At 67.8% G+C, this 25,577-nt stretch carries 21 protein-coding genes; 11 read left to right on the top strand and 10 right to left on the bottom strand.

Annotation, left to right across the window (positions count from 1 at the left end; genetic code table 11):
- Positions 1 to 5 precede the first annotated feature (5 nt).
- The 3 genes from EV672_RS12720 to EV672_RS12730 all read right to left on the bottom strand — a co-directional run bounded on the left by EV672_RS12720 (position 6) and on the right by EV672_RS12730 (position 5,071).
- Complete coding sequence (locus EV672_RS12720; protein WP_133609799.1) at positions 6 to 2,405, bottom strand: 3-hydroxyacyl-CoA dehydrogenase/enoyl-CoA hydratase family protein; 2,400 nt, start codon at positions 2,403 to 2,405, stop codon at positions 6 to 8.
- A gap of 87 nt (positions 2,406 to 2,492) precedes the next feature.
- Positions 2,493 to 4,283 (bottom strand): acyl-CoA dehydrogenase C-terminal domain-containing protein, encoded by a 1,791-nt coding sequence (locus EV672_RS12725; protein ID WP_133609801.1) that lies wholly within the window; start codon positions 4,281 to 4,283, stop codon positions 2,493 to 2,495.
- A gap of 50 nt (positions 4,284 to 4,333) precedes the next feature.
- A complete protein-coding gene (locus EV672_RS12730; RefSeq protein ID WP_424923155.1) occupies positions 4,334 to 5,071 on the bottom strand; it encodes a TetR/AcrR family transcriptional regulator in 738 nt (245 codons plus the stop codon).
- Between the two features lie 301 nt (positions 5,072 to 5,372).
- Here EV672_RS12730 and EV672_RS12735 point away from each other — a divergent pair, with 301 nt between their 5' ends.
- Positions 5,373 to 5,951, top strand: coding sequence for an HNH endonuclease (locus tag EV672_RS12735; protein ID WP_133609805.1), 579 nt, complete (start codon positions 5,373 to 5,375; stop codon positions 5,949 to 5,951).
- Positions 5,952 to 5,981: 30 nt separating this feature from the next.
- Here the strand turns inward: EV672_RS12735 and EV672_RS12740 are convergent, their stop codons facing one another.
- On the bottom strand, positions 5,982 to 7,580 hold the full coding sequence (locus EV672_RS12740; RefSeq protein WP_133609807.1) for an alkaline phosphatase D family protein: 1,599 nt from the start codon (positions 7,578 to 7,580) through the stop codon (positions 5,982 to 5,984).
- 93 nt (positions 7,581 to 7,673) lie between these two features.
- Here EV672_RS12740 and EV672_RS12745 point away from each other — a divergent pair, with 93 nt between their 5' ends.
- The 5 genes from EV672_RS12745 to EV672_RS12765 all read left to right on the top strand — a co-directional run bounded on the left by EV672_RS12745 (position 7,674) and on the right by EV672_RS12765 (position 12,936).
- A complete protein-coding gene (locus EV672_RS12745; protein WP_133609809.1) occupies positions 7,674 to 8,516 on the top strand; it encodes a PhaM family polyhydroxyalkanoate granule multifunctional regulatory protein in 843 nt (280 codons plus the stop codon).
- A 14-nt stretch (positions 8,517 to 8,530) separates the two neighbouring features.
- On the top strand, positions 8,531 to 9,826 hold the full coding sequence (locus EV672_RS12750) for an FIST signal transduction protein (protein WP_133609811.1): 1,296 nt from the start codon (positions 8,531 to 8,533) through the stop codon (positions 9,824 to 9,826).
- Between the two features lie 147 nt (positions 9,827 to 9,973).
- Positions 9,974 to 10,360: a hypothetical protein gene (locus EV672_RS12755; RefSeq protein WP_133609813.1), complete on the top strand. Its 387-nt coding sequence runs from the start codon at positions 9,974 to 9,976 to the stop codon at positions 10,358 to 10,360.
- An 18-nt stretch (positions 10,361 to 10,378) separates the two neighbouring features.
- A complete protein-coding gene (locus tag EV672_RS12760; RefSeq protein ID WP_133609815.1) occupies positions 10,379 to 11,959 on the top strand; it encodes an FAD-linked oxidase C-terminal domain-containing protein in 1,581 nt (526 codons plus the stop codon).
- 260 nt (positions 11,960 to 12,219) lie between these two features.
- Positions 12,220 to 12,936 (top strand): FxDxF family PEP-CTERM protein, encoded by a 717-nt coding sequence (locus EV672_RS12765; protein ID WP_133609817.1) that lies wholly within the window; start codon positions 12,220 to 12,222, stop codon positions 12,934 to 12,936.
- Positions 12,937 to 12,989: 53 nt separating this feature from the next.
- Here EV672_RS12765 and EV672_RS12770 read toward each other — a convergent pair whose 3' ends face one another.
- Genes EV672_RS12770 through bufA2 form a run of 3 tightly spaced genes read right to left on the bottom strand, consistent with a single transcriptional unit; the run spans position 12,990 to position 15,087 of the window.
- Positions 12,990 to 13,886 carry an HvfC/BufC N-terminal domain-containing protein gene (locus tag EV672_RS12770; protein ID WP_133609819.1) on the bottom strand — a complete coding sequence of 299 codons (897 nt, stop codon included), beginning with the start codon at positions 13,884 to 13,886 and terminating at the stop codon, positions 12,990 to 12,992.
- Positions 13,883 to 14,794 carry an MNIO family bufferin maturase gene (gene bufB, locus EV672_RS12775; protein WP_133609821.1) on the bottom strand — a complete coding sequence of 304 codons (912 nt, stop codon included), beginning with the start codon at positions 14,792 to 14,794 and terminating at the stop codon, positions 13,883 to 13,885. The genes EV672_RS12770 and bufB overlap by 4 nt, the downstream gene beginning before the upstream one ends.
- Positions 14,795 to 14,802: 8 nt before the next feature.
- Complete coding sequence (gene bufA2 / locus EV672_RS12780; protein ID WP_133609822.1) at positions 14,803 to 15,087, bottom strand: BufA2 family periplasmic bufferin-type metallophore; 285 nt, start codon at positions 15,085 to 15,087, stop codon at positions 14,803 to 14,805.
- Between the two features lie 343 nt (positions 15,088 to 15,430).
- Here bufA2 and EV672_RS12785 point away from each other — a divergent pair, with 343 nt between their 5' ends.
- On the top strand, positions 15,431 to 17,254 hold the full coding sequence (locus EV672_RS12785; RefSeq protein WP_133609824.1) for an acyl-CoA dehydrogenase C-terminal domain-containing protein: 1,824 nt from the start codon (positions 15,431 to 15,433) through the stop codon (positions 17,252 to 17,254).
- A 12-nt stretch (positions 17,255 to 17,266) separates the two neighbouring features.
- Entirely contained in the window at positions 17,267 to 17,935 is a 669-nt protein-coding gene (locus EV672_RS12790) for a TetR/AcrR family transcriptional regulator (RefSeq protein WP_133609826.1), read from the top strand.
- Between the two features lie 112 nt (positions 17,936 to 18,047).
- Here the strand turns inward: EV672_RS12790 and EV672_RS12795 are convergent, their stop codons facing one another.
- Positions 18,048 to 18,233, bottom strand: a complete 186-nt coding sequence (locus EV672_RS12795) for a hypothetical protein (RefSeq protein ID WP_133609828.1) — start codon at positions 18,231 to 18,233, stop codon at positions 18,048 to 18,050.
- A 327-nt stretch (positions 18,234 to 18,560) separates the two neighbouring features.
- On the opposite strand from EV672_RS12795, the gene EV672_RS12800 reads away from it, so the two are divergent.
- The 3 genes from EV672_RS12800 to EV672_RS12810 are packed head-to-tail and all read left to right on the top strand — an operon-like array spanning position 18,561 to position 23,536.
- Entirely contained in the window at positions 18,561 to 20,066 is a 1,506-nt protein-coding gene (locus tag EV672_RS12800; protein ID WP_166643566.1) for a TolC family protein, read from the top strand.
- Positions 20,063 to 21,322, top strand: a complete 1,260-nt coding sequence (locus EV672_RS12805) for an HlyD family secretion protein (protein WP_133609832.1) — start codon at positions 20,063 to 20,065, stop codon at positions 21,320 to 21,322. The genes EV672_RS12800 and EV672_RS12805 overlap by 4 nt, the downstream gene beginning before the upstream one ends.
- Before the next feature lie 12 nt (positions 21,323 to 21,334).
- Complete coding sequence (locus EV672_RS12810; protein ID WP_133609833.1) at positions 21,335 to 23,536, top strand: peptidase domain-containing ABC transporter; 2,202 nt, start codon at positions 21,335 to 21,337, stop codon at positions 23,534 to 23,536.
- Position 23,537: 1 nt separating this feature from the next.
- On the opposite strand, the gene EV672_RS12815 is transcribed toward EV672_RS12810, so the two are convergent.
- Both EV672_RS12815 and EV672_RS12820 read right to left on the bottom strand, forming a co-directional pair.
- Complete coding sequence (locus tag EV672_RS12815; protein ID WP_133609835.1) at positions 23,538 to 24,521, bottom strand: alpha/beta hydrolase; 984 nt, start codon at positions 24,519 to 24,521, stop codon at positions 23,538 to 23,540.
- A 54-nt stretch (positions 24,522 to 24,575) separates the two neighbouring features.
- The gene (locus EV672_RS12820; RefSeq protein ID WP_133609837.1) at positions 24,576 to 25,418 is read right to left on the bottom strand and encodes an SDR family NAD(P)-dependent oxidoreductase; all 843 of its coding nucleotides are present in this window, start codon (positions 25,416 to 25,418) and stop codon (positions 24,576 to 24,578) included.
- Between the last annotated feature and the right edge of the window lie 159 nt (positions 25,419 to 25,577).

Here is a 25,577-nt window from a genome sequence, read left to right on the forward strand (position 1 = left end):
ATCGATCAGTTGCGGACGGGCTTGCCGGTGGACAGCATGCCCATGATGCGCTCTTGCGTCTTGGGGTTGTCCAGCAGCGCGCAGAAGTGCTTGCGCTCCAGGGCGTGCAGGTACTCCTCGCTCACCAGGGTGCCGGCATCGACATCGCCACCGGTCAGCACGTCGGCGATGCACGAGCTGATGTGGTAGTCGTGGGCCGAGATGAAGCCACCGTCACGCATGTTGATGAGCGACGACTGCAGCGTGGCCTTGACGTTGCGGCCGGCCACGGCGAACAGCTTCTTGGCCGGGGCGCGGTAGCCCGACTCGTACATGGCCTTGGCCTGTGCGATGGCCACGTGCAGGACCTCGTCCTTGTGCGGCACGATGACGTCGCTGTCCAGCAGGTAGCCGAACTTGCGCGTTTCGATGGCGGAGGTGCCGACCTTGGCCATGGCCGCGGCCTGGAAGCCTTCCTTGACAAAGCCCATCAGCTCGGCGCCAACCATGCCGGAGACGCCCTTGGACGCTTCGACTTGCTCGGCAGCACGGCGGGCCAGGTAAGCCAGGCCACCGCCGCCGGGGATCAGGCCCACGCCGACTTCGACCAGACCGACGTAGCTCTCGATGGCGGCCACGCGCTTGGCGGCGTGCACGGCCAGCTCACAACCACCGCCCAGGGCCAGACCGTGCATGGCAGCGACGGTCGGCACGTTGGCGTAGCGCAGCGACAGCATGAAGTCCTGCAGCTGCTTCTCGAACGGGGCGATGGCCTTGCCACCACCGCTCATGAAGGCGGGCATCATGGACTGCAGGTCGGCACCGGCGGAGAACGGGCCGTCTTGCGACCAGATCACCAGGCCCTTGTAGCCAGCTTCGGCGATTTCCAGGCCCTTGGCCAGACCGGCGGTGACCTCACCGCTGATGGTGTGCATCTTGGACTTGATCGAAGCGATGACCACCTCGTCGTCCAGCGTCCACAGGCGGATGGCGGCGTCTTCGAACAGGGTCTTGCCCGCGGTGGCGGCGTTCGGGGCGTTCGAGCCCAGCACGTCTTCGCGGAAATACTGGCGCTGATAGACGGGCAGGTTGCGCAGAGGCACGTACTTGCCGGCCTTGGGCGACCACGAACCTTCAGGCGTGTGCACGCCATCGCGACCGTCGAACACCCAGGCAGGCAGCGGCACGGACGACAGCGCCTTGCCGGCGTCGATGTCGGCCTTCACCCATTCAGCCACCTGCTTCCAGCCGGCTTCCTGCCAGATCTCGAAGGGGCCTTGCTTCATGCCGAAGCCCCAGCGCATGGCGAAGTCGATGTCGCGGGCGCACTCGGCGATCGACTCCAGCGTCACGGCCGAGTAGTGGAAGGCGTTGCGCAGGATGGACCACACGAACTGGGCTTGCGGGTGAGCGGACTCACGCAGGGCCTTCAGGCGCTCGGCGGCGGGCTTGCGCAGGATGTCGGTGACTTCCTTGTCGGCCTTGCCGCCAGCAGCCACGTACTCGCCGGTCTCGGCGTTGAACTGCAGGATGGCCTTGCCGTCCTTCTTGAAGAAGCCCGCCTTGGTCTTCTGACCGAAGTGGCCCTTCTCCAGCAGCTTGTCGAGTGCCACCGGGTTGTTGAAGCAGGCGTTGAAGGGGTCGTCCTTGGCACCGTTCTGCAGGGTCTTGATGACGTGCGCCATCGTGTCCAGGCCCACCACGTCGGCGGTGCGGAAGGTGGCCGACGAAGCGCGGCCCATCTTCTTGCCGGTCAGGTCGTCAACGATGTCGTAGCCCAGGCCCGAACGCTCGACTTCGCGGAAGGTCAGCATCATGCCGGCCACGCCCACGCGGTTGGCGATGAAGTTCGGGGTGTCGTAGGCGCGGATGACGCTCTTGCCGACGGCGGTCGTCGAGAAGGCTTCCAGCTGGTCCACGACTTCCGGCAGGGTGTATTCGGTGGGGATCAGCTCCAGCAGCGCCATGTAGCGCGGCGGGTTGAAGAAGTGGATGCCCAGGAAGCGCGAGCGCAGCTGTTCGGGCAGCACATTGGCCATGGCCGTGATGGACAGGCCCGACGTGTTGGTCGCCAGGATGGCACGGTCGTTCACGAAGGGAGCGATCTTCTTGTACAGATCTTCCTTCCAGTCCAGGCGCTCGGCGATGGCTTCGATGATCAGGTCGCAGCCACGCAGCTCTTCGAGGTGCTCTTCGTAGTTGGCTTGCTGGATCAGCGCCGCGTCTTCGACGATGCCCAGGGGCGCCGGCTTGAGCTTCTTCAGGTTCTCGACGGCCTTCGTGACGATGCCGTTCTTGGGGCCTTCCTTGGCAGGCAGGTCGAACAGCACGACCGGCACCTTGCAGTTGACCAGGTGGGCGGCGATCTGCGCACCCATCACGCCGGCGCCGAGCACGGCAACCTTGCGGACATTGAATCGACTCATGTTCTCTCCTTGAGGAACTCGTTGGATTGGGGCAATGGAAACAGGGAGGTGACCCTCATGGTGCACCTCCCTTGAACAGCCTGTCGATCAGAACAGGGCTTCGTCCATTTCCATCAGGGGCTTCAGGCCGGCCTTGGCCGTGATCATCGCGGTTTCGACTTCAGGCACCAGCTTGGCGAAGTAGAAGCGGGCGGTGGCCAGCTTGGCAACGTAGAACTTGTCGCCCGAAGCCTGGTTGTCCAGGGCGATCTTGGCCATGCGGGCGAACAGGTAGGCATAGACCATGTGGCCCACGACGCGCAGGTAGTCAACGGCAGCGGCACCGACTTCGTCGGGGTTCTGCATGCCCTTCATGCCGATTTCCATCGTGAAGGCCTGCACCTTCTGGCCCAGATCGGCCAGGGGCTTGGTGAACTCCTGCATGGCTTCGTTGTCGGCGTTTTCCTTGACGAAGCGCGCGATCTTCTTGCCGAAGGCGGTCAGCTTGGCGCCACCGTCACCCAGCACCTTGCGGCCCAGCAGGTCCAGCGACTGCACGGTGTTCGTGCCTTCGTAGATCATGTTGATGCGGGCGTCGCGCACGAACTGCTCCATGCCCCACTCGTGGATGAAGCCATGGCCGCCATACACCTGCTGGCAGTGGCGCGTGGCTTCCCAGGCGTTGTCGGTGATGAAGGCCTTGACGATCGGGGTCAGCAGCGCCACGGTGTCGGAGGATTCCTTGCGGACGGCCTCGTCGGGGTGGTTGTGCTCCTTGTCCAGCTCAACGGCCACGTAGTACACCAGGGCGCGGGCGCCTTCGGCGTAGGCACGGGCGATCAGCAGCATCTTGCGCACGTCGGGGTGCACGATGATCGGGTCGGCCGGCAGGTCAGCGCGCTTGGTGCCGGACAGGGAACGCATCTGCACACGGTCCTTGGCGTAGTTCACGGCGTTCTCATAAGCCACTTGGGTCAGGCCCAGGGACTGGTTGCCCACGCCCAGGCGGGCGCCGTTCATCATCACGAACATGGCAGGCAGGCCGCGGTGGGGCTGGCCCACCAGGGTGCCGACGGCGCCGTCCAGCACCATCTGTGCGGTGGCGTTGCCGTGGATGCCCATCTTGTGCTCAAGGCCGCCACAGTAGATGCCGTTGCGCGAACCCAGCGAACCATCGGCGTTCACGTTGAACTTCGGAACAGCGAACAGGGAGATGCCCTTGGAGCCAGCGGGCGCGTCCGGCAGGCGAGCCAGCACGAGGTGGACGATGTTGTCGGCCATGTCGTGTTCACCGGCCGAGATGAAGATCTTGGCGCCGGTCAGCTTGTAGGTGCCGTCGCCCACGGGCTCGGCCTTGGTGCGCAGCAGGCCCAGGTCGGTGCCGCAGTGCGGCTCGGTCAGGCACATGGTGCCGGTCCACTCGCCGGAGGTCAGCTTGGGCAGGTACATGGCCTTCTGCTCGGGCGAGCCGTGCTCTTCCAGGCAGGCGTGGGCGCCGTGGCTCAGGCCGGGGTACATGGTCCAGGCCTGGTTGGCCGAGTTCATCATTTCGTAGATGGCCTGGTTGACCAGCTGGGGCATGCCCTGGCCACCCCACTGCGGATCGGCCGACAGGGCCGACCAGCCGTTTTCGGTGTACTGCTTGTAGGCGTCCTTGAAGCCGTCCGGGGTCTTGACTTCGTGGGTTTCCTTGTTCAGGACGCAGCCCTGCACGTCACCGACCAGGTTCAGCGGGGCCAGGACCTTGGAGGCGAACTTGCCGCCCTCTTCCAGCACGGCGTTGACGGTGTCGGCGTCCAGATCGGCGTAGGCCGGGATCTGCTTGAGGTCATCGACAGCGCCGAGCAGCTCGTGGATCACGAATTGCATGTCGCGCAGCGGGGGGGTATAGGAAGGCATCGTGAAGCTCCTCGGTCAAAAAGGCTTGTGAAGAAACAAGGGGGAAGGGGTCAAACAGGTGCCAAGGGTGCTTTCGCACTCCCGGCGGCAGCCACACCCGAAGGCGAGGCTTGTCCAGACGGCGCCACGGCCGTGCCCAGCGTGTAGTGCTGGATCAGGCGCTCGAAGGCCGTGCGGGCCCGATCCACCGCCCCCACCGAGCGCAGGAAACGCGCGTCGTGGTGGAGGGCCAGGATCAGGCCATGGATTTCAAACTGCATCTGCATCGGGTCGGTGTCCGGGCGCAGGTGGCCCATCGCCATGGCCATGCGGATGGCGCGCACCAGCGAGCCATGCCAGGTCACGACCATGCCGGCCAGGGCGTCGCGCACAGGACCAGGCCGGTCGTCGAATTCCACCGCACCGCTGATGTAGATGCAACCCGAGTCGATTTCCGTGGCCACTTTCGCCACCCAGTTTTCGAACAGGGCGCGCAGGCGCGGCAGCCCGCGGGGCTGGCGGATGGCGGGGACGAACACCTCTTCCTCGAAGCGCTCGTGGTATTCACGGATGACGGAGATCTGGAGCTCCTCGCGCGAGCCGAAGTGGGCGAACACGCCCGACTTGCTCATGCCGGTGACCTCGGCCAGCGCACCGATCGACAGGCCCTCGATGCCCATCTGCGAGGCCAGGCTCAAGGCGGCGTCGAGGATGGCGGCGCGCGTCTGCTGGCCTTTGTGTGCGCCACGGCCACGCTCACGCGCCACATCGGCGGCGGGCTTGGCTTCTTGGGGCAGCGCATGGGACACGGGGACACCTCGGAATAAAACGAACGGTCGTGCTATTTTGCAGAAATCCAGACGTTTGTGTAGAGGGTGAACGTAAATTTTTTGCGCTTTCCTGTCGCGACGGTGTCATCCAGACGCGTCAAAGCCGTTTCGTCAGGTGTTTCACGCCCGCGGCAGCTGCGTCAAGCGCTGAGGGCGGGCTGGATCAGGCGCCACGTTCGCAGAAAGAAATGCGGATCTCGCGTGCATTGCACCGCAAATGGTTGAGAAAGTCACACAAGCTGCACTATCCTTGAGCGGTCATTGTCCTCATGGAGGCCGGATGGACGTGCTGCAACTCGACGTGTCGGGTCGCCCGCAAGCTTGGCTGTCGGCCAAGGAGGCGGCGGGGCTCTACGCCAACGACGGCGTCGCATGGACGCTGGGGGACCCGTTTTTGGTGCTGCGTGGCGGCATCCAGCGCAAGACGGGGCTGCAATCTCGCCTGGAGCTGCACCCCATCATCGCGGTGCACGGGGCCATGCCCAGCCGCGCTTGGCGCCAGGCGCCGGCCATCTCCAACCACAAGCTGTTCGCCCGCGACCGCCAGGTCTGCGCCTATTGCGGCCACCGCTTCCACGCCGATGCGCTCACGCGCGAGCACATCGTGCCGACCTCGCGCGGCGGCCACGACACCTGGACGAACTGCATCACGGCCTGCCGCAACTGCAACGGGCGCAAGGGCAACCGCACGCTCAACGAGCTGGGCTGGTCTCTCTATTACCTGCCCTACGTGCCCAGCCTGCACGAGGACATGATCCTGCGCGGGCGGCGCATCGTGGCCGACCAGATGGAGTTCCTGCTGGCCAGCGTGCCCGCCCACAGCCGGCTGCGCCAGGAGCTGGACCTCGCCTGCGCTTGAGCTTGAGCTTGAGGCCGCGGACGGCGCCGGTCAGACCTTGCGCACGCCCGGCACGCCGCGCTCGATGAGGCAGCGCGCCTGGGTGCGGAACTTCGCCTGCGCCCGCACCGGGTGCAGGGTGCCGCGGAACTCGCACTGGACCTGCTGCGGCGAGACGTCGATGAGCACGTAGCCGCGCTCGTCGCTGCGCATGTGGACGATGTCGGGGTTGCTCGACTTGATCCAGGCATTGGCCAACTCGCTCAGGCCCTTGCTGGTGATGGAACTCGCGACGATTTCGCTGGCCACGATGGGCGAGCTGCGGTCACGCGGGTCCAGGCGCAGGTTGGCGGCCACGTGGCGGTGGACGTCCCCGCCCAGCACGACCACGTCCTGCACGCGCGGCTGGGCGATGGCCTCCATCAGGCGCGCGCGGGCCGCGGGGAACGCGTCCCAGCCCTCTGCATAGACCAGGTCACCGGCCACCGGCACGTGCAGCAAGCCTGGCGACATCTGCGTGGTCTGCACGATGAACTTCCAGCTGGCCATGCTGCCCGCCAGCCCTTCGGCCAACCCATCTTCCTGACCCTGGCCGAGCAGGGTGCGGTTGCCCTCCTCGGCAGCCTTGCAGCGCCAAAGCACCTTGCCGCCCATGGGCGCGTGCAGCACAGAGCCCTGGCAGACACTGGCGTCGCGGTACTGGCGGGTGTCGAGCAGCCACAGGTCGGCCAACTGCCCCCACTGGAAACGCCCCTGCATGGGCATGTCGGCACGGGCCGGCACGCGGTGCGGCGACACGGGCATGTGCTCGAAATAGGCCTTGTAGGCCGCAGCACGCACGGCCAGGAAGGCCTGGGCGTCGTCGAGGTAGGGGTCGTGGTCGCCGGCGTAGTCGGCCAGCACCTCGTGATCGTCCCAGACCATCAACCAGGGGTGCGCCGCATGGGCCGCGCGCAAATCGGCATCGAGTTTGTAGCTGGCGTGGTGGACGCGGTAGTCGGCCAGGGTGCGCGCGGCCAGGTCCTTGGCGAAAGCGTGGGCGTGCTTGCGCACTTGCGCGTGCCTTGGCGCTTCGGTCGTGTAGATGTAGTCACCCACGAACACGACGAGATCGACATCGGCGTCGGAGATCTCGCGGTGCGCCGTGAAGAAGCCGTGCTCGTAGTGCTGGCAGGAGGCCAGGGCCATGCGCAGGTTGCGCACCTTGGCGTCCTTCGCAGGCGCCGTGCGGGTGCGCCCCACCGGGCTGTGCTGCCCACCGGCGCTGAAGCGGTAGAAATAGGCGCGCCCAGGCTGCAGGCCATGGGCCACCACGTGCACGCTGTGCGCCACGGCCGGGTCGGCCACGGCCACGCCCTGGCGCACCACCTGCGTGAAGCGCGCGTCCAGCGCCACCTCCCAGGGCACGGGAATGGCGCGCGCCGGCATGCCGCCGTCGGCCTGCAGCGGACGGGGCGCCAGGCGCGTCCACAGCACCACCGAATCAGGCTGAGGCTCGCCGCTGGCCACGCCCAGCGTGAAAACGTCGGCAGGCTCGCTCCAGGCGCTGGCATCGTCGGGCTGCACGCGCCCGGAAGCTGCAAACACCTGTTGCCAGGCCAGGGCGGCCGCGGCGCGGCTGAGTTGTCGGAAAAGGTCGCGGCGTTGCATGAAGGCGCAGATTATGCGGTGCTGTGACGCGACGCCATGCGCAGCCAGGCCGCCACGGGGCACAATGGGCCGCACGCCTTGCAGGAGATGGCCATGCCGACACGCCCCCCCAGCCCCGACCCCAGCGGTGACACGCCCCGCGCCAGTGCCTTCAGCGGTCTCGGCGCAGGCCTGGATTTTTTCCAGGACTGGCTGAAAGCCGCCGGCAGCGCCCTGCCCAACATGCCCGGCCACGCATCGAACCCGGGCCTGAGCAGCTGGGCCATGCCCACGCTGGACCCGGAGGAGCTCGACAAGCGCATCCAGGACCTCAAGACCGTGCAGTTCTGGCTGGAGCAGAACTCCCGCATGGTCGCCATGACCATCCAGGGCCTGGAAGTCCAGAAGATGACGCTGAGCACGCTCAAGGGCATGAACGTCTCCATGGACAGCCTGCGCGATGCGCTGAAAGCCCGCAACGTGGCGTCCGACATGGCCGCGGCTTTTGCGGCAACAACTGCGCCCCCTGCATCACCCTTTGCATCACCCTTTGCCTCGCGGCCGTCCGCCCCGCCAGCCCCCGAACCAGAAGCCACGGGCAGCGATGACCCGCCCGCAGACACGGCTTCGGCAGCCTCAAGCGGCGATGCCAGCGCGGGTGCGGGTGCTGGCGCCGAGCTCATCAACCCGATGCGCTGGTGGGACACCCTGACCGAGCAATTCACGCACCTGGCATCGCAAGCGTCGCAAACGGCCCAGACGGTCGGCACCTCGATGAGCGACCTGCTCGCCCAAACCGCCCAAACCACCCAGGCGCACCAACCCGCCAACGCCTCCGCGACCGCAGCCACCGAGGCGGCCGCCCCGAAAGCATCGGCGCGCAAAGCTGCTGCGGGCAAGTCGCCTGCGCGCAAGGCTCCCGCCAAGGCACCTGCCAAGCCGGCGGCCAAGCGTTGAAAGTGGCCCCGGCGATGCTGCGCTTCCTCCAGGCCCACGCCACCCACCCCGCGCCCGAGCTGGCACTGGAGATGGTCTGGGCGCAGCTGGCCTCGCAGATGGCCACACTCAGTGGCACGCCAGGCGACGGGCCGCCTGCGGGTGTGCTCGGCCGCGACGCCCCCACCCTGGGCTGGTGCTACATCAGCGATGGCCTGGCCCATGGCGCGCAAGCCGTGCTGGACGGGCTGCGCCAGCGCATGCCGCAGGTGGCCTGGGTCGGCGCCGTGGGTGCCGGCGTGCTGGCCACCCACGTCGAGTACATGGACGAGCCGGCCCTGGTCGTGATGCTGTGCAACCTGCCGCGCGAAGACTTCCGCATCTTCCACGGTCGCCAACCCCTGCACGCGCCGCCACGCGGTCGCCGCCACCTGCCAGACGCCAGCCTCGGTGGCAACCCCGGCTGGCGCGCCCACACCGCGCTGGTGCACGCCGATGCCCGCACCCCCGACCTGCCCGAACTGATCGCAGAGCTGGCATCGCGCACCGACACCGGCTACCTCTTCGGCGGCCTGAGCGCCAGCCAGCACCACCCGCTGCACATGGCCCTGGCCCCGGAAGATGCCAACGCCACCACACAGCGCACCGCAGGCGTCTGGCATGGCGGCCTGTCGGGCGTGGCCTTTGGCGAACGCGTGCGGCTGGTCTCGCGCGTCAGCCAGGGCTGCTCACCCGTGGGCCCGCGCCGCGAGATCACCTTGGCCGAGCGCAACGTCATCTACGAACTCGACGGCGAACCCGCCCTGGCCTGCCTGCTGCGCGACCTGGGCGTCACCGCCACGGTCAGCGGCTCGGGCTGGCAACGCGAAGCGCTGCCCAAGGTGCGCGCCACCCTGGCAGGACTGACCGACGCCGCCAGCGACCTGCTCAGCCACGGCCGCCACTTTGGCGCCGACACCCGCGTGCGCCACATCATCGGACTGGACCCCGGCCGACAGGGCGTGGCCCTGGCCGAGGAGGTCGAGGTCGGCATGCAGATGGCGTTTTGCCAACGCAATGCCCAGGCCGCGCGCCAGGACCTGGTGCGCATCTGCGCCGAAATCCGCGAAGAATTCGACCCGCAAGAGCACCCCGGCAGCCAGGCCGCCGGCGCCATCTACATCAGCTGTGCCGGGCGCGGTGGGGAGCACTTCGGCGCGCCCAATGCCGAGATGGAGATCCTGGCCCACGCCCTCGGCGACATCCCCGTCGTCGGCTTCTTCGCGGGCGGCGAAATCGCGCGCCACCACCTCTACGGCTACACCGGCGTGCTGACCGTGTTCGGGGCCTGAAGCCAAGCACACACTCGGCATGCCCCGCAAGCCCTCAGACACCCTCTGAAGAGGGCCCCACCGAAGGGGATTTTCACATCGCGGACACCCCCCCACACTGCCAGACACCCGATCGCCTTTGATCGCTGTTCTTTGCAGGAGTCCGCCATGATCGCCCGCCCCTTCCCTCGCCCTGGCCCCATCCCGTTCGCCGATGCCGCCCTGCAGGCGCTGATGCCATCTGTCGGCCTGACTCCGGCGTGGATGGCATCACAAGGTCGCGGCCACGGCGGCAACAGCGGCGGCGGCCACGGTGGCGCCAAGGGCCAGGCACCCCACGGGGGCCGTCACCCGGCCCACGCCCACCGACAGGAAAGCGCTTCGCCCCAACGGGGCCGCGACATGCACGCCACCTTCCACGGCCACGGCGTGCTGAGCGTGCGCTCCTCGGCCACAGGCGCGCTTTACCGCTTCGAGGGTCACGGCGCCCGCCTCGCCATCGACCCACGCGATGCCCTGCTGCTCGGCCGACTTTCCGACGTGCACGTGGGCTGAAAACGCTACAGTCGTGCCATGCACGCAGCGACCGCCCCCACACTGCCACCTGCCACCAGCCCCAGCAGGGACGACGCAACCCACCTGCCCGCAGGGCCTGAGCCTCTGACACCCGCGGCCGTGGCCGCACGTCAGCAGGCCGTGGTCGCAGCACTGTTGCGCGTGCTGCCGGCCCAGGCGGTGCTGTGGCACACCGAGGCTGTTGCCCCCTTCGAGTGCGATGGCCTCAGCGCCTACCGCCAGCGCCCCCTCGCGGTGGCCCTGCCCGAAACCCATGCCCAGGTCGGCCAGGTGCTCGCGGCCTGCCATGCGCTCGGCGTGCCCGTGGTGGCGCGGGGCGGTGGCACCGGGCTGTCGGGCGGTGCCCTGCCGGATGCCGCGGGCGTGACGCTGTCGCTGGCCCGCCTCAACCGCATCCAGCACATCGACCCGCTGGCGCGCACGGCCGTGGTCGATTGCGGCGTGCGCAACCTCGCCATCAGCGAAGCCGCTGCGGTCCATGGCCTGTACTACGCGCCCGACCCGAGCAGCCAGATCGCCTGCACCATCGGCGGCAACGTGGCCGAGAACGCCGGGGGCGTGCACTGCCTGAAGTACGGCCTGACCGTGCACAACGTGCTGCGCGTGCGCGGTTTCACCGTCGAGGGGGACGCCTTCGCGCTGGGCAGCGAAGCCCTGGACGCCGCGGGCCTGGACCTGCTGTCCGCCTTCATCGGCAGCGAAGGCCTGCTGGGCGTGGTCACCGAGGTCACCGTGCGCCTGCTGCCCAAGCCCCAGGTGGCGCGCTGCCTGCTGGCCAGCTTCGACGACGTCGGCCTGGCCGGCGATGCCGTCGCGGCCATCATCGCCGCCGGCCTCATCCCGGCGGGGCTGGAGATGATGGACCAGCCCATGACCCGCGCCGTCGAGGACTTCGTGCACGCCGGCTACGACCTGAGCGCCGCCGCCATCCTGCTGGTCGAGAGCGACGGCACGCCGGAAGAGGTGGAAGAGGAAATCGAGCGCCTGACGGCCGTGCTGCAAGCGGCCGGCGCCACGCGCATCGAACTCAGCCAGGACGAGGCCCAGCGCCTGCGCTTCTGGAGCGGTCGCAAGAACGCCTTCCCCGCCACCGGCCGCATCAGCCCGGACTACCTCTGCATGGACGCGTCCATCCCGCGCAAGGCGCTGGCCACGATGCTCGCCGCCATCGCCCGGATGGAAGGCGAATTCGGCCTGCGCTGCTGCAACGTCTTCCACGCGGGCGACGGCAACATGCACCCGCTCATCCTCTTCGATGCCAACGACCCTGACGAGCTGCACCGCGCCGAGGCCTTTGGCAACGCCATCCTGACGGCGGCCGTGGGCCTGGGCGGCAGCATCACAGGTGAGCACGGCGTGGGCGTGGAAAAGCTCGACGCGATGTGCGTGCAGTTCACCGACACCGAGCGCGCCCAGATGCTGGCCTTCAAAGCCGCCTTCGACCCCGAGGGCCGCCTCAACCCGGGCAAGGCCATCCCGATGCTGGCACGCTGCGGCGAGTTGCGCACGCCCCCGGCCCAGGCGATGGGCCAGACACCGGCGCTGCGCGAGGCACTGGCCACGCTGCCACGCTTCTGACCACACGACATGGACCGAACGCCTCACGGTCCACGCGCCCCATCACCTCAGCGGTGACACGCAAGCTGCTTAAGCTGGTCGCGTGTCAGTGATGGCCCGTGGCCGTGTGCCTCGGCTTGATCTGACCAGCGTCCTGGCAGTTTCTGGCCCCCTCCAGCGGACCGACCGCGGCATGTGCCGCGATTCGTTCATGAGAAGACGCTCCAAGCAGTACCCCGCCGAACACATCGACAACGCTATTGCCCTTTGGGAGTTCCCTCATGACCCGCACCCGCATCGCCCTGGCCGCCTGGGCCATCGCCATCGTCTCCGCCACCGTCAGCACGCAGGCTTCGGCCAACGTGATCAACGTGGTCCAGGCCGACTTCGGCGTGATCTCGCCGCTGCCTTATTCGCGCTCCTTCGGTGACACCTTCACCAGCATCGCTGGCACCGCGGGCTACACCACATCGGCAGCGTCCAGCCGCGACGGCTCGACGATCACCAACACCGGCAGCATCGATGGCAGCGTGATCACCCGCAGCCTGGGCCCGCAGTTCCCTGGCGCCACGGCCAACTTCAACTTCTACGACGACTACGTCTTCACGATGCCTGGCGAAGACGCGCACCTGACCGCCTCGGCCGTGAGCGTGAACTTCAACAACCTGCTGGGCATCAACAACCTGCAGGCGCGCTTCTACGCCGTCACCGACGCACTGACGACGGGCACCCCGAACACCACCCTGGCGTATGCCTGGACCACGGTCACGCCCCTGAATGGCGTGACGCTGAATGTGACGGCCTTCGACACCCCGCTGCCGCTGACCGCCGGCGTGCAGTACGCACTGGAAATCCGTGGCCTGGTCTATGGCCCCACCGCCAGCTACGGTGGCAACGTGAACATCACCCCCGTGCCGGAGGCCGACGGCCTCGCGCTGGCACTGGCCGGTCTGACGGTGGCCGGTTGGGTGGCTTCGCGCCGCCGCAGCCTCGCCTGAGATCGACCTGAGCGCCCTGACCGCCAGCGAACCGCCCTGACAGGCGATCAAGCTCAGGCGGTGAGCGCCTCATCGGTCACCGCCTCGGCCAGCACGCCCTCGTCCACCCAGCGTCGCAGGCATTGCGCGGCCAGGGTGGTCGCATCCTGGTCAGGCCAAGCCTGGACCAGGCCCTCGCACAGCGCGGCCCAGGTCTGACCTGCCAACAGCTGCCGCACGGCCCAGGCCTCGGGCGCGGCCATGCTGCGGAAGTGTGGACGGTCGTCGCGCCGCCACACCAGCACCCAGCCAGGCTCGGGCAAAGGCTCGGCATCGGGCACAGGGCGCTCGTCGTCCAGTGCATGCCAGCGCTGCAGCGTGTTGTGGCGCATGCTCAGGCAACGCACGGTGGCATGGGGTCGCAAGCGCACCACGGCCCACACCTCGGGTGCCAGTTGTTGCAGATCGCGCAGGCCCAGCACGGCATCGTCTGGGCCGTCGAAGGCCTCGCGCAAGGCCCAGTCCAGGCGGGCCAGTTCGGCAATGGCCGGGTGCGGTGCAAAGGCACCACCTGAATCAACGGCATCACCGGCATCGATCACGCTGCGGGTGTCTGCACCGGTGTCCGCCAGGAAGTCAGGCCAGGTTTCCCCATACCAGCGCAGGTTGTGGCACGTGGACGGCGACTGCGCGATGTAGGCCAGGGCCAACGCGTCGAAGGCGTGGTCGCCCAGCAAGCGCAAGGTGTGTCCGTAGGTGTCGCGCAGTGTCTCCAGCAGGCGGGCGCGGTAGGCGCCGTGATAGACGCCCAGGCGGCGCAAGGCCACCGATGGGCCGACCTCGGCAGGCCCGCTGCCCGCCACATCGGGCACCGCCGTCTGCACTCCGGCATCCGACTGCAGCAGGTAGGCGGTCATGCGCGTCTGCAGAGCGAGCAGGCCACCAGCGCGGGGCTCGGCGGCGGCGTTCATGCGGCCACCTTGTCTGGCAGGGGCCAGGCGGGTGGCGCCAGCGCCCCCTCGGCCGTGCGGCGCGCCGTGTCCAGCTCGGCCAGCAGCTCGGCCAATGGCGGGATGCGGTCGTCGCGCTCGATCATGGTGGCCACCTGGCCCGTCGGTGCGGCAGCGGCGAACAGGCGGCAGGCTTCGGCGTACAGGGCCCACACCGGGTCGGGCACGGGCTGGTCGTGGGTGTCGATGAGCACATCGCCGTGGTCGGTGTGGCCGGCCAGGTGGATCTGCTGGACGCGGTGCGCAGGCATGGCGCGCAGGTAGGTCAAGGCGTCGAAGCCATGGTTGACGCTGCTGACGTGGACGTTGTTGACATCGACCAGCAAGAGGCAGTCTGCGCGTTCGGCGACCTCGCGCAGGAAATCCCACTCGGTCAACTGTGACTCGGCGAACTGCACATAACTGGAGACGTTCTCCAGCACCAGGCGACGGCCCAGCGCGTCTTGCACCTGGCCGATGTTGCGCACGACCACGTCGAGCGCCTCTTCGGTGTAGGGCAAGGGCAGCAGGTCGTGCAGGTGGCGGCCGTGCACGCCCGTCCAGCACAGGTGGTCGGACACCCAAAGCGGCTCGATGCGTCCGGCCAGCGCGCGCAGTTGCGCCAGGTAGGCGACGTCGGGCCCACCGACCGAACCGATCGACAGGGCCACGCCGTGCAGCGCGATCGGGTAGGCCGTGCGGATGGCGTCCAGCACGTGCATGGGCTTGCCGCCCGGCACCATGTGGTTGTCGGAGATGACCTCCAGCCAGTCCACCGGCTGAGGCGCATTCAGGAAATCGTTGTAATGGGCTGTGCGCAGCCCCAACCCGAAACCGGGCGAGGGCTGGGCCAGGCCACGCACGTCGGCAGTGACGTCGGACGTGACCATGGTGGGCATCACTTGGCGTTGATGTCGCCGATGGTGCCGCCCTTGCTCAGGCAAGACTTGGCGTCCATGGCCTTGAAGCCGTGACCGCCACAGGCGTTCTGGCCCTTGCAGCTGTGTTCTGCGGTCTTGCAGTCGCTGTTGCCCTTGCAGCTGTGCACGCCGTAGCAGTGCACCTTGTCGCTGGCAGCAACGGCGCCACCCATGCTGCCCTTGGGGGCTTCGGCGGCGAAGGCGGCGCTGCTCAGGGCCATCAGGGCGGCGGCGGCGGCGAGGGAGGCGGTACGTTGGGTCATGGCAATTCTCCGGTGTAGATGGAAGTGACGTGGGGAAGCTTGGTGGCAGGCACATCGTTTTGGCGTCTGCCCCATGCAGTGGTCGGCCCAGGTGGGGCTTCCTTACAGCCCGGCTCACATTTCTGTCGATTCAGGGCGACGGCCCCCTTGTTCCGGGGGAGTTGGGGGGGCTGGCATGCCAAAACCCACACGCCCTGCCGGAGACCCTCGACACAAGCCGCGGACTCTGGGGTATAAACGCGCCTGAACTCAAACGACCGTTTGAAATGAACGATCGTTCGATGCCCTGATTTGCCCCACCGCCCCACAGATGGCGGGCCACACACACGGACCGAGGTGACCTATGCCGCAGTACAAAGCCCCTTTGCGCGACATGCGCTTCCAGCTGAACGAAGTGTTTGACTACGCTGGCCACTACGCCAGTTTGTCCAACGGTGGCGACGCCACGCCCGACATGGTTGACGCCATCCTGGAAGGCTGCGCCACGTTTTGCGAAGAGGTGCTGGCCCCGCTGTACGCCACTGGCGACAGCGAAGGCTGCTCGATCACCGACGGCGTGGTGACCACGCCCAAGGGCTACAAGGAAGCTTACAAAGAGTACGTGGCCGGCGGCTGGCAAGGCCTGTCGCACCCGCAGGAATACGGCGGCCAGGGCCTGCCGATGTCGCTGAACCTGCTGAAGTCGGAAATGATGGGCACGGCCAACTGGCCCTTCACCATGTACCCGGGCCTGAGCCTGGGCTGCATGAACACCGTTTTCCAGTTCGGCAACACCGAGCAGAAGAACCTCTACATGCCCCCGCTGGTCAGCGGCGAGTGGACCGGCACCATGTGCCTGACCGAGCCCCAGTGCGGCACCGACCTGGCGCAGATCCGCACCAAGGCCGAACCCCAGCCCGACGGCACCTACAAGCTCTACGGCACCAAGATCTACATCTCGTCGGGTGAACACGACCTGGCCGACAACATCATCCACATCGTGCTGGCCCGCCTGCCCGACGCCCCCAAGGGCACCCGCGGCATCTCGCTGTTCATCGTGCCCAAGTTCATGGTCAATGCCGACCGCAGCCTGGGCGAGCGCAACAGCGTCAAGGCCGGTGCACTCGAGCACAAGATGGGCATCCGCGCCTCGGCGACCTGCGTGATGAACTTCGACGGCGCCACCGGCTTCATGATCAGCGAGAAGAACAAGGGCCTGGAAGCCATGTTCACCTTCATGAACACGGCCCGCATCGGCACCGCGCTGCAAGGCGTGGCCCACGCCGAGCTGTCCTACCAGGGCGCCGTGCCCTACGCCAAGGACCGCCGCTCCATGCGCGCCCTGACCGGCAAGAAGGACGCCGATCACCCGAACGACGCCCTGATCTGGCACGCCGACGTGCGCCGCATGCTGCTGACGCAACGTGCCGTGGCCGAGGGTGGCCGCGCCATGATTTACCACGCCGCCAAACTGGCCGACCACATGGTGGCGGGCGTGGCCGAAGGCAACAAGGCCAAGTACGACGACTACGACGACCGCCTGGGCTTCTACACCCCCATCCTCAAAGGCTTCCTGACAGAGTTGGGCCTGGAGTGCGCCAACCTGGGCATGCAGGTCTTCGGTGGCCACGGCTACGTCAAGGACTACGGCATGGAACAGATCGCCCGCGACGCGCGCATCTCCACGCTGTACGAGGGCACCACCGGCATCCAGGCGCTGGACCTGCTGGGCCGCAAGGTGCTGCTGCAGTCGCGTGGCAAGGTGGTCTTTGGCTTCACCAGCGAGATGATCGACCAGGCCAAGCCCCACCTGCTGGACGGCGGCCCGATCGGCACCATGGCGCGCACCGCTTTCAAGCGCGCCATCCAGTGGAAGGTGCTGACCCTGCGCCTGATGCTGCGCGCCAACAAGGACCGCGACGTCGTCAGCGCCGCCTGCTACGACTTCCTGATGTACTCCGGCTACGTGATGATGAGCCACTTCTGGCTCAAGCAGGCCCTGGTCGCCCACAAGGCGCTGGCATCGGGCAAGGGCAGCGAGTCCAAGGAGTTCTACGCCGCCAAGGTGCAGACCGCCGAGTTCTACTTCGAGCGCCTGCTGCCCCGCGCCGACGGCCACAAGAAGTCGATGCTCTCGCCGACCAGCGCCATCATGCAGATGGACAACGAGCACTTCAGCTTCAACTGACCCACACGGCCGATGGTCGCCGCCCACGCCCCTCTCGTGGCAGCACGCCGTTACGGCGGGGCCTCCGCAGAGGAGCGTGCGCAAGCGCGGCGCCAGCGCCTGATGGCCGCCGCCTTCGAGGTGTTCGGCCAGCACGGTTACCGTCAGACGACGATGCGCCTGATCTGCGCCCAGGCACGCCTGGCGGATCGTTACTTTTACGAGCACTTCGAGAGCACGCACGACTGCTATGTCGCGGTGCACAGCCAAGCCTGCGCAGAAGCGGCGCTGGTCGTGGAGCAGGCCATCCGACGCTTGCCCGGCGACCTCCTGCTTCGGGCGCGCGGCGGGCTGAGCGCGTTCTTCGAGCACATCCGCGCCGACCCGTGCCGAGCGCGCATCCTCATCCTCGACTCATCGGCCAGCGGACTGAGCGCACAGCAGCGCATCGACCAGCAATATGCCTTCGTCATCGAACTGCTGAAATCCAGGTTCAGGCAGCGTTACCCCAACGCATTCCAAAAACCCAATATTGAATATGTGATCCTGGGGTGCATGGGCATGATCACGAGCACCGCCATGCGGTGGATCGAGCGCGGCTTTTCCGACCCGATCGACACCGTGGTGGACCACACCCATTACGCGTGGATGGGATTGGATGATTGGATGACGCAAATGAATGCCACGTCAGCACCAGGCTGATGTGCTGGGCTGGAAAACCATGAAAAGGCCGTCGCCTGTTGCCAGGAGACGGCCTTTTCACATGTGACCGTGGTCGGCCGTGGCTGACGGGCAGCCTGGGCCGACAGACCGGTCAGGGCGCCTTGGGGAAGCCCAGCAACACGGCGAACGTGTTGTACAGGGGGCGACCGTAGGTGTTCCACTCGTTCTTGTGGATGGCGTCGATCAGGGCGATGCCGGTGGGCTTGAACAGACCCAGTTCGGGGTCCAGGGCGCCGCCGCTGACTTGCTTGATTTCTTGCGTGTTCAGAATTTTCATGGTTTTGATCCAGTGACAGGTTGATGCGCGGGTTTTGATTAACCCACCATTGAATTTTATTATCGCGCGCCGTTCATCGAAACGGGAATAACCCACAGAATTCAAATCATCATTCATCTCAGAATGACAGATAGAACAAAACCCCCTGAAAAGGTTAACCAACGGGTTATCACCCCATTTGAATGCGGGGCTCCAAACCCAAATCGTCGCCATTACCTCCCCGCACAAGCAAGCAAACGAAGCCAGGCTCTCATGCACCGCGAAACAAATGGCGACAATGAGGGCAGATATTCCGCGACCGCCCCAACCGCCCCTGGCCGACGTCTTGTGCCCCTCGCGCCCCACCCCAGCAGCATCGGCTTGCAGCTTCACGTGTGTGCCGCCGTGATCGTCACCGCGGCGTGCTGGCACAGCGCGCATGCCCTGACCCTGAGCCAGCACCTGAGCTGGCCATCGGCGCCCACCCGCACCTCGCCCGCCACGGCTGAGGTCATGGCGTCCATCGGAGTCCCCAGCACCCCGCCCACCGCAGCGTCATCACAAGCGGCCACGACATGGGCGGCCCTGCTCGGCGGGCTGGACCAGGCGCCGGGCGTCAAGGAAGCCAAAGCCCGCGCCGAGGCCAGCCAGGCGATCAGCGAACAAAGCCAGGCCCGGGCGTGGCTGCCCCGGGTGGACGCCAGCGTGCGCACCGACGAGCAACGCCAGCGCTACAACGGCCTGGCCACCCGCACCCCCAGTTCGGCCAGCACGCTGCAGGCCACCTTGCCGCTGTGGCGACCGGCAGACCGCGCCAACGCGCGCGCCGATGACGCCGTCGCCGAGCAGGCGCAATGGCAAGCCAGCCTGCGCAGGCAATCGCTGGCGCGGGAACTGAGCCAGAGCTACCTGTCGGCTGTGGAAGCCGCCGAGCAAACCCGCCTGACCCGCGCATACCTGGCCGCCCTGGAGCAGCAAGCGCGCGCACACCAGAAAAGGCTGCAGGCCGGCCTGGGCACGGTGCTGGACGCCCTGGAGACGCGCGCGCGCCAGGAGCAGGCGCTGGCCCAATCAGAGCAGCTGTTGTCCCGCCTGTGCTCCCTGACGCTGACCTTGAACCGCCTCAGCGGCATGCCCGCGGCCCCGCCCGATGGCCTGAACCCGCACAGCCCTGAGGACCCCGACGTGACGTTGCCGCCTTTGCAGGACGCCACCGCGCAAGCGCTGTCCAGCCATCCCGAGGTTCTGGACGCCCGAGCCGGCGTGCGCGGCAGCCTGGAAACCATCCGCGCGCGCGATGCCGAGCGCTGGCAACCCACGCTGGATGCCACTGCCGGACACAGCCGCACCCGCCAGACGCAACGCTTCGAGGGGCAGAGCGACCGCCAGGACATCCGCACCGAGGCCGTCGGGCTGGTGCTGAACTGGCCCCTGTTCAGCTCGGGGTTTCAACAAGCGCGCCAGCGCGAGGCCGCCGCTTTGCTCAGTGCCGCGCAGGCCCGTCTTGACGATGCCGAAGCGCGCGTGGCCACCGAGCTGCAGGATGCCTACCAGCGCCACGAGCAAGCACGGCGCCAGCAAGCCCGCCAGGAGGCCGTCGTGGCGAGCACACAGGCCACCCTGGACGCCGTGCAGAAGGCCTGGCTGGCGGGGCTGCGCGGCACCACCGAGCTGCTGGACGCCCAGCAACGCCTGCACAACGCGCGCATGGCCCACGCCAGCGCCCGGGTGGCCACCTTGCAGGCCGGCAGCGACGCCCTGGCCCTGCTGGGCCTGCTCGACGCCACGCACATCGCCCCGTGGCTCGGCCTGTTCGACGCGGCATCCACCTCCTTCGCCCCCTCGTCACCATGAGCACCCCACCCGACGACACCCCCCTTTTCCGGCCCGAGGTGCTGCACGCCCGCAGCCATACCTCGGACGGCGCACCGCTGCACATCCAGCCCGTGGGCGGTGGCGCGCTCACGCTGTTCGCCGCGGCGCTGTGCCTGATCGTGGTGCTGGTGCTGGCCTTCGGGCAGCACACCAAGAAGGAGCGCGTGCAAGGCAGCCTGCAGCCGCGCAACGGCGTGGCCCAGGTCGCCCCCGGCGACACCGCCGTGCTGCAGCGCCTGCGGGTGCAGGAGGGCCAGCGCGTGCAGGCCGGCGAGGTGCTTGCCGAGCTGCGCCAGGACCGCTTCACCGACGGCGGCAGCGCCTCCGGGCAGATCGAGTCGAGCCTGCAAGGCCAGCGCGAGCGCATCGCCGACCAATCGGAAGGCCAGGCCCAGGCCCTGCGCGCCCAGCTCGACGCCCTGAACCAGCGCGTCCTGCGCCACCAGCAAGACGCCCAGTCGCTGCAGACCGACATCGCGCTGCAACAGGAACAGATGGCCTCGGTGCGCAAGCTGCTCGACCAGATGACCCCGCTGCTGGAAGAGCGCATCGTCTCGCAGGTGCAGTACGAGCAACAGCGCCAGGCCCTGCTGGACCACACCGCGCGCCTGCAAGGTCTGCAGCGCCAGCTGGGCTCGGCGCGCAGCGAGCTGACCCAGGCCCGCCAGGAACAATCGCGCCTGCAGGCCGAGCACCGCGTCAGCCAGGCCAGCCTGGAGCGCGACCGCCTGTCGCTGCAGCGCGAGTCGGTGCAGCAGCGCAGCCAGCAGCTGGCCTGGCTCAAAGCCCCCGTCAGCGGCACCGTGACCGGGCTGCAAGCCGGCGTCGGCCAGGCGGTGGCCGCAGGCGCGCCGGTGCTGAGCATCGTGCCCGACGACTCACCGCTCGAAGCCGTGCTGCACGTGCCCAGCACCGCCATGGGCTTCATCCGCGCCGGCCAGGTCGTGCGCATCGCCTACGACGCCTTCCCCTACCAGCGCTTCGGCCAGCACCGGGGCGTGGTGCGCTCGGTGTCGCAGTCCGATGTGCCGCCGCCACCCGGCGCGGCCGAACGGGGCGACCGCCGCGCCGTCTTCCAAGTGCGCGTGACGCTGGAGCGCAGCAGTGTGCGCGCCTACGACACCGACATCGCCCTGCGCCCGGGCCACACGCTGAGCGCCGACATCGAGCTCGACCGCCGCTCGCTGCTGCGCTGGATGCTCGACCCGCTGTTCGCCTTCAGTGGCCGCCTCTGACCCCCGACCGCCATGGCCGCCACCTCTGCCTCATCGCCCAACACCTTCAGCCCCTTCACGCTGTGGCCGCGCCAGCGCGTGCCCCTGGTCCTGCAGTCCGAAGCCGCCGAGTGCGGGCTGGCCTGCCTGGCCATGGTCGCTGGCGCCCACGGGCTCGACACCGACCTGCCCAGCCTGCGCCAGCGCTTCGAGCTGTCGTCGCGCGGGGCGACGCTGGCCCAGCTCATGGACATCGCCGAGCAGATGGGCCTGTCCAACCGCGCGGTGCGCCTGGAGCTGCAAGAGCTGCCCGAGCTGCGCACGCCCTGCCTGCTGCACTGGGACCTCAACCACTTCGTGGTGCTGGTGCAGGCCGACGCGCGGCACATCACCGTGCACGACCCGGCCCTGGGCGAGCGCAAGCTGACGCTCAAGGAGGCCAGCCCGCACTTCACTGGCGTGGCGCTGGAGCTGGCGCCCGCACCGGGCTTTCGGCCGCGCAAAGAGCGCAGCGACTGGAAGCTGCGTTCGCTCTTCAAGGGCCAGCCCGGCCTGTGGCGGGCCTTCTCTCAGATGGCCGTGCTCTCGCTGGTGCTGGAGGTCTTTGCCATCCTCATGCCGATGCTGAGCCAGTGGGTGATCGACGACGTCATCGTCAGCCGTGACACGCCGCTGCTGGCGGTGCTGGCGACCTCGCTGGGCCTGCTGGCACTGATGTCGCTGCTGACGCGGCTGATGCGCAGCTGGGTCGTGCTGGGCACCAGCCTGAGCTGGAAGCTCAACAGCAGCACGCAGGTCTTTCGCCACCTCATCCGCCTGCCGCTGTCCTACTTCGACAAGCGCCACACGGGCGACGTCATGTCGCGTTTCGCATCGGTCGACACCATCCAGGACACGCTCACGCGCGAGCTGGTCGAAGCCGTGCTCGACGGCATGGTCAGCCTGGTCACGCTGGGCCTGATGTTCGCCTACAGCCCGAAGCTGGCGGCCATCGTCATGGGCGTGGCCACGCTGTACCTGCTGGTGCGGCTGGCCGTGTTCGGGCCCTTCCGGCGGGCCTCGGAAGAGCTCATCGTGCGCGAGGCGCAGGCGCAGACCTTCCTGATGGAGACGCTGCGCGGCATGAACGCCATCAAGTTCTTCTCGCGACCCGGCTGGCGCGTGGCAGGCTGGATGAACCAGCAGGCCAGCATGGTCAACGCGCGCGTCAAGCAAGAGCGCATCAACCTGCTGCACCAGGGCGTCAACGGCGTGATTGGCGCCATCGAGCAGGCGCTGGTGCTTTACCTGGCCGCGCAGATGATCATCGCCGAGCAGTTCTCCATCGGCATGCTGGTGGCCTTCATGGCCTACAAGGGGCAGTTCCTGCAGCGCGCCAACGACCTCATCGAGCGCGTCATCAGCCTGCGCCTGCTGCGCCTGCAGGGCGACCGGCTGGCCGACATCGTGCTCACGCCGACCGAGCCCGCCTCGCCCGCTCAGGCGGGGCACCGGGCGGGTCTGCAGGCGGCAGATCCCACGCCCATGACCCTGAGCCTGCGTGACGTCGTCTTCCGCTACGCGCGCGACGAGGCCCCTGTGCTCGACCACGTCAGCCTGACCCTGCACACCGGGCAGGCGCTGGCCGTGCTCGGCCCCTCAGGCTGTGGCAAGTCCACGCTGATGAAGATCCTGTGCGGCCAGGTCACGCCCGAGGCGGGCGAGGTGCTGCTCAACGGCGTGCCCATGGCCTCGCTGGGCGCCGAAGCCTTCCGCTCGGTGCTGGGCACCGTCTTCCAGGACGACCAGCTGTTCTCGTGCAGCATCCACGACAACATCGCCATGAACGACGCCGAGGCGAGTGCCGAGAAGGTCGAAGCCGCGGCCGCCCTGGCCTGCGTGCACGAGGACATCGCACGCATGCCCATGGGCTACCAGACGCTGGTGGGCAGCATGGGCGCGACGCTCTCGGGCGGGCAAAAGCAGCGCATCCTGCTGGCGCGCGCGCTCTACAAGCGGCCGCGCTTCCTGCTGCTGGACGAGTACACCAGCCACCTGGACTTCGCCACCGAAAAACGCGTGCAGGACGCCATCAACGCCCTGGGTTGCGGGCGCTTCATCATCACGCACCGCGAACATTCGCTGCGCGAGGGCGACGAGGTTCGCGTGCTGTCGCAGGGGCAGCTGGTCGATCCACAGCACCTGGCAGGGCCCGAGAATGCGCCGCACGCCCCTCAGACGCCGCCACAGGGTTGAATCACACGGCCCAGTGCCGCTTCATGAACTCGGCCTGTCGCGCCAACGCCTGCACCGAACTGGGCAGCATGCTGGCGTGCGCCTGGAAAACGTGCCAGCGCTTCATGTAGATCTCCAGCTCGGCGACCCGACCCGCGGCGGTGGCGCGCTCGACCACCCACACGGCGTTGTCGAACAGCACCTCGTCGTCGCCCACCTGCGTGAGCGAGGGCGGCAGCTGGGACAGGTCCTGCGCCATCGGATTGGCCAGCGGGTGGTCGGCAGGCACCTTCATCGCGCGCTCGACGTCATCGGCCCAGGCCAGGCGGATCATGGGGTCGCGGGACACGCGCTCGTAGGCGGTCGTGTCGGGCAAAGGGTGCAGGCTGAGCGCGGGCGACATCATCACCAGCGACGCCGGCGCGGGCAGACCTTGCTTGACCGCGGCAATCGCCGTCATGAAGGTCAGGTTGCCACCGGCGGAATCCCCGGCAATGCTGATGCGGTCGGCCGTGTAGCCTTCTTGCAGCAACTGCTTGTAGCACTGCACGCAGTCGTCGAGCTGCGCCGGGAAGGGCGATTCGGGCGCCAGGCGGTAGTGCGGCACCAGCACCTGGGCACCGGTCAGCGCCGACAAGGCCCGGGTGATGCTGCGGTGGGTGCGCGGGCTGCCGGCCACGAAGGCGCCACCGTGCAAGTACAAGATGGCATGGCGCGGCTGGCCCTTGGCGGCCTTGGGCACGACGCGGTCCACCTCGATGCTGCCGACGCGGTCCACGCGAACATTCGCACGCCCGTCCTGCGGCATCAGGGAGGAGCCCAGCGCCAGCGACATGCGCTGCACCGCGAAGGGCCAGGGCGGCCCCAGGAAGGGCTTGAGCGTGACCTTCAGCGCCACGCGCAGGATGGCCGCCACGATGGACTCCTGCAGCCCGGTGGGCGGCTGGTAGCGGCGGATCACGGGCTGGGCCGAGGCGGTGGCAGGCGTCTTTGGAACGGCGGACATGGGCATCTCCTCAGGGGACTGCAAAGCGGAGCGTGGACGCGAGCCAGGCCGGGCTCAGCCCAGCATGCCCTTCTTGGCGAACAGGGTGATCAGCGGCTGGTACCAGGAGCCCAGCACGCGCACGAGCTTGTCGAGGAACTTGGCGTCCAGGCCGACCAGCACGCGGCGCTGGTTGCCCGCCACAGCGCGCAGGATCTGCAGCGCGGCGCTCTCGGCGGTGGTGGCATTGAGCAGCTTGTCGAACTTGGCGCGGGCCTCTTCGACCTTGCCACCGGTGGCCTTGTGCATGCTCTCGTCCATCTTGGCGGTGCGCGCGATGTTGGTGCGGATGCCGCCCGGGTGCACACAAGTCGCGCTCACACCGCACTTGGCCATGTCGAGTTCCTGGCGCAGCGCTTCGGTGAAGCCGCGCACGGCGAACTTGCTGGCGTTGTACGTGCCCTGCGTGGGCACGGACAACAGACCGAACAGGCTGGAGGTGTTGACGATGTGGCCCTCCCCGGCCTTCTTCAGGTGCGGCAGGAAGGCTTGCGTGCCCCAGACCACGCCCCAGAAATTGATGCCCATGATCCACTCGAAGTCCGAGGGCTTGACGGTTTCCACGAAGGCACCGAGAGCCACACCGGCGTTGTTGAAGATCAGGTTGACCTTGCCGTGGTCACGGGCGGTCTGGTCGGCCCAGGCCACCATGGCCTCGCGGTCGGCCACATTGACTTTGGCGGTGGTCACTTTCACGCCCAGCTTGCTGGCCATGGCGGCCGTCTCGGCCAGGCCCTTCTCGTTGACATCGCTCAGCGAGAGGTGGCAACCGCGGCGCGCCAACTCCAGTGCCAGGGTGCGGCCCATGCCGGATGCAGCACCGGTGATGGCCGCGACTTTGTTCTTGAACTCTTTCATGTCTTTCCTCGGTAGGCACTCACAAGGTCGCCACGGCAGGTGGCCCCAAAAGGCCGCAGGGATGCGAAAATCCCAGGTTGGACACACCGAGTGCCGATCCACCACACCGTTCCACGGACCGTCGCATGGCTGCACGCACACAATGCACGCAGATTTTGA

The organism is Aquabacterium commune, assembly GCF_004362855.1.
GTDB classification, from domain to species: Bacteria; Pseudomonadota; Gammaproteobacteria; order Burkholderiales; family Burkholderiaceae_C; genus Aquabacterium; species Aquabacterium commune.

Excerpts from the sequence above, each read along its gene's own strand:
- EV672_RS12720 (WP_133609799.1), bottom strand. The coding sequence starts at position 2,405 with ATGAGTCGATTCAATGTCCGCAAGGTTGCCGTGCTCGGCGCCGGCGTG.
- EV672_RS12725 (WP_133609801.1), bottom strand. The coding sequence starts at position 4,283 with ATGCCTTCCTATACCCCCCCGCTGCGCGACATGCAATTCGTGATCCAC.
- EV672_RS12735 (WP_133609805.1), top strand. The coding sequence starts at position 5,373 with ATGGACGTGCTGCAACTCGACGTGTCGGGTCGCCCGCAAGCTTGGCTG.
- EV672_RS12740 (WP_133609807.1), bottom strand. The coding sequence starts at position 7,580 with ATGCAACGCCGCGACCTTTTCCGACAACTCAGCCGCGCCGCGGCCGCC.
- EV672_RS12745 (WP_133609809.1), top strand. The coding sequence starts at position 7,674 with ATGCCGACACGCCCCCCCAGCCCCGACCCCAGCGGTGACACGCCCCGC.
- EV672_RS12750 (WP_133609811.1), top strand. The coding sequence starts at position 8,531 with ATGCTGCGCTTCCTCCAGGCCCACGCCACCCACCCCGCGCCCGAGCTG.
- EV672_RS12755 (WP_133609813.1), top strand. The coding sequence starts at position 9,974 with ATGATCGCCCGCCCCTTCCCTCGCCCTGGCCCCATCCCGTTCGCCGAT.
- EV672_RS12760 (WP_133609815.1), top strand. The coding sequence starts at position 10,379 with ATGCACGCAGCGACCGCCCCCACACTGCCACCTGCCACCAGCCCCAGC.
- EV672_RS12765 (WP_133609817.1), top strand. The coding sequence starts at position 12,220 with ATGACCCGCACCCGCATCGCCCTGGCCGCCTGGGCCATCGCCATCGTC.
- EV672_RS12770 (WP_133609819.1), bottom strand. The coding sequence starts at position 13,886 with ATGAACGCCGCCGCCGAGCCCCGCGCTGGTGGCCTGCTCGCTCTGCAG.
- bufB (WP_133609821.1), bottom strand. The coding sequence starts at position 14,794 with ATGGTCACGTCCGACGTCACTGCCGACGTGCGTGGCCTGGCCCAGCCC.
- bufA2 (WP_133609822.1), bottom strand. The coding sequence starts at position 15,087 with ATGACCCAACGTACCGCCTCCCTCGCCGCCGCCGCCGCCCTGATGGCC.
- EV672_RS12785 (WP_133609824.1), top strand. The coding sequence starts at position 15,431 with ATGCCGCAGTACAAAGCCCCTTTGCGCGACATGCGCTTCCAGCTGAAC.
- EV672_RS12790 (WP_133609826.1), top strand. The coding sequence starts at position 17,267 with ATGGTCGCCGCCCACGCCCCTCTCGTGGCAGCACGCCGTTACGGCGGG.
- EV672_RS12795 (WP_133609828.1), bottom strand. The coding sequence starts at position 18,233 with ATGAAAATTCTGAACACGCAAGAAATCAAGCAAGTCAGCGGCGGCGCC.
- EV672_RS12805 (WP_133609832.1), top strand. The coding sequence starts at position 20,063 with ATGAGCACCCCACCCGACGACACCCCCCTTTTCCGGCCCGAGGTGCTG.
- EV672_RS12810 (WP_133609833.1), top strand. The coding sequence starts at position 21,335 with ATGGCCGCCACCTCTGCCTCATCGCCCAACACCTTCAGCCCCTTCACG.
- EV672_RS12815 (WP_133609835.1), bottom strand. The coding sequence starts at position 24,521 with ATGTCCGCCGTTCCAAAGACGCCTGCCACCGCCTCGGCCCAGCCCGTG.
- EV672_RS12820 (WP_133609837.1), bottom strand. The coding sequence starts at position 25,418 with ATGAAAGAGTTCAAGAACAAAGTCGCGGCCATCACCGGTGCTGCATCC.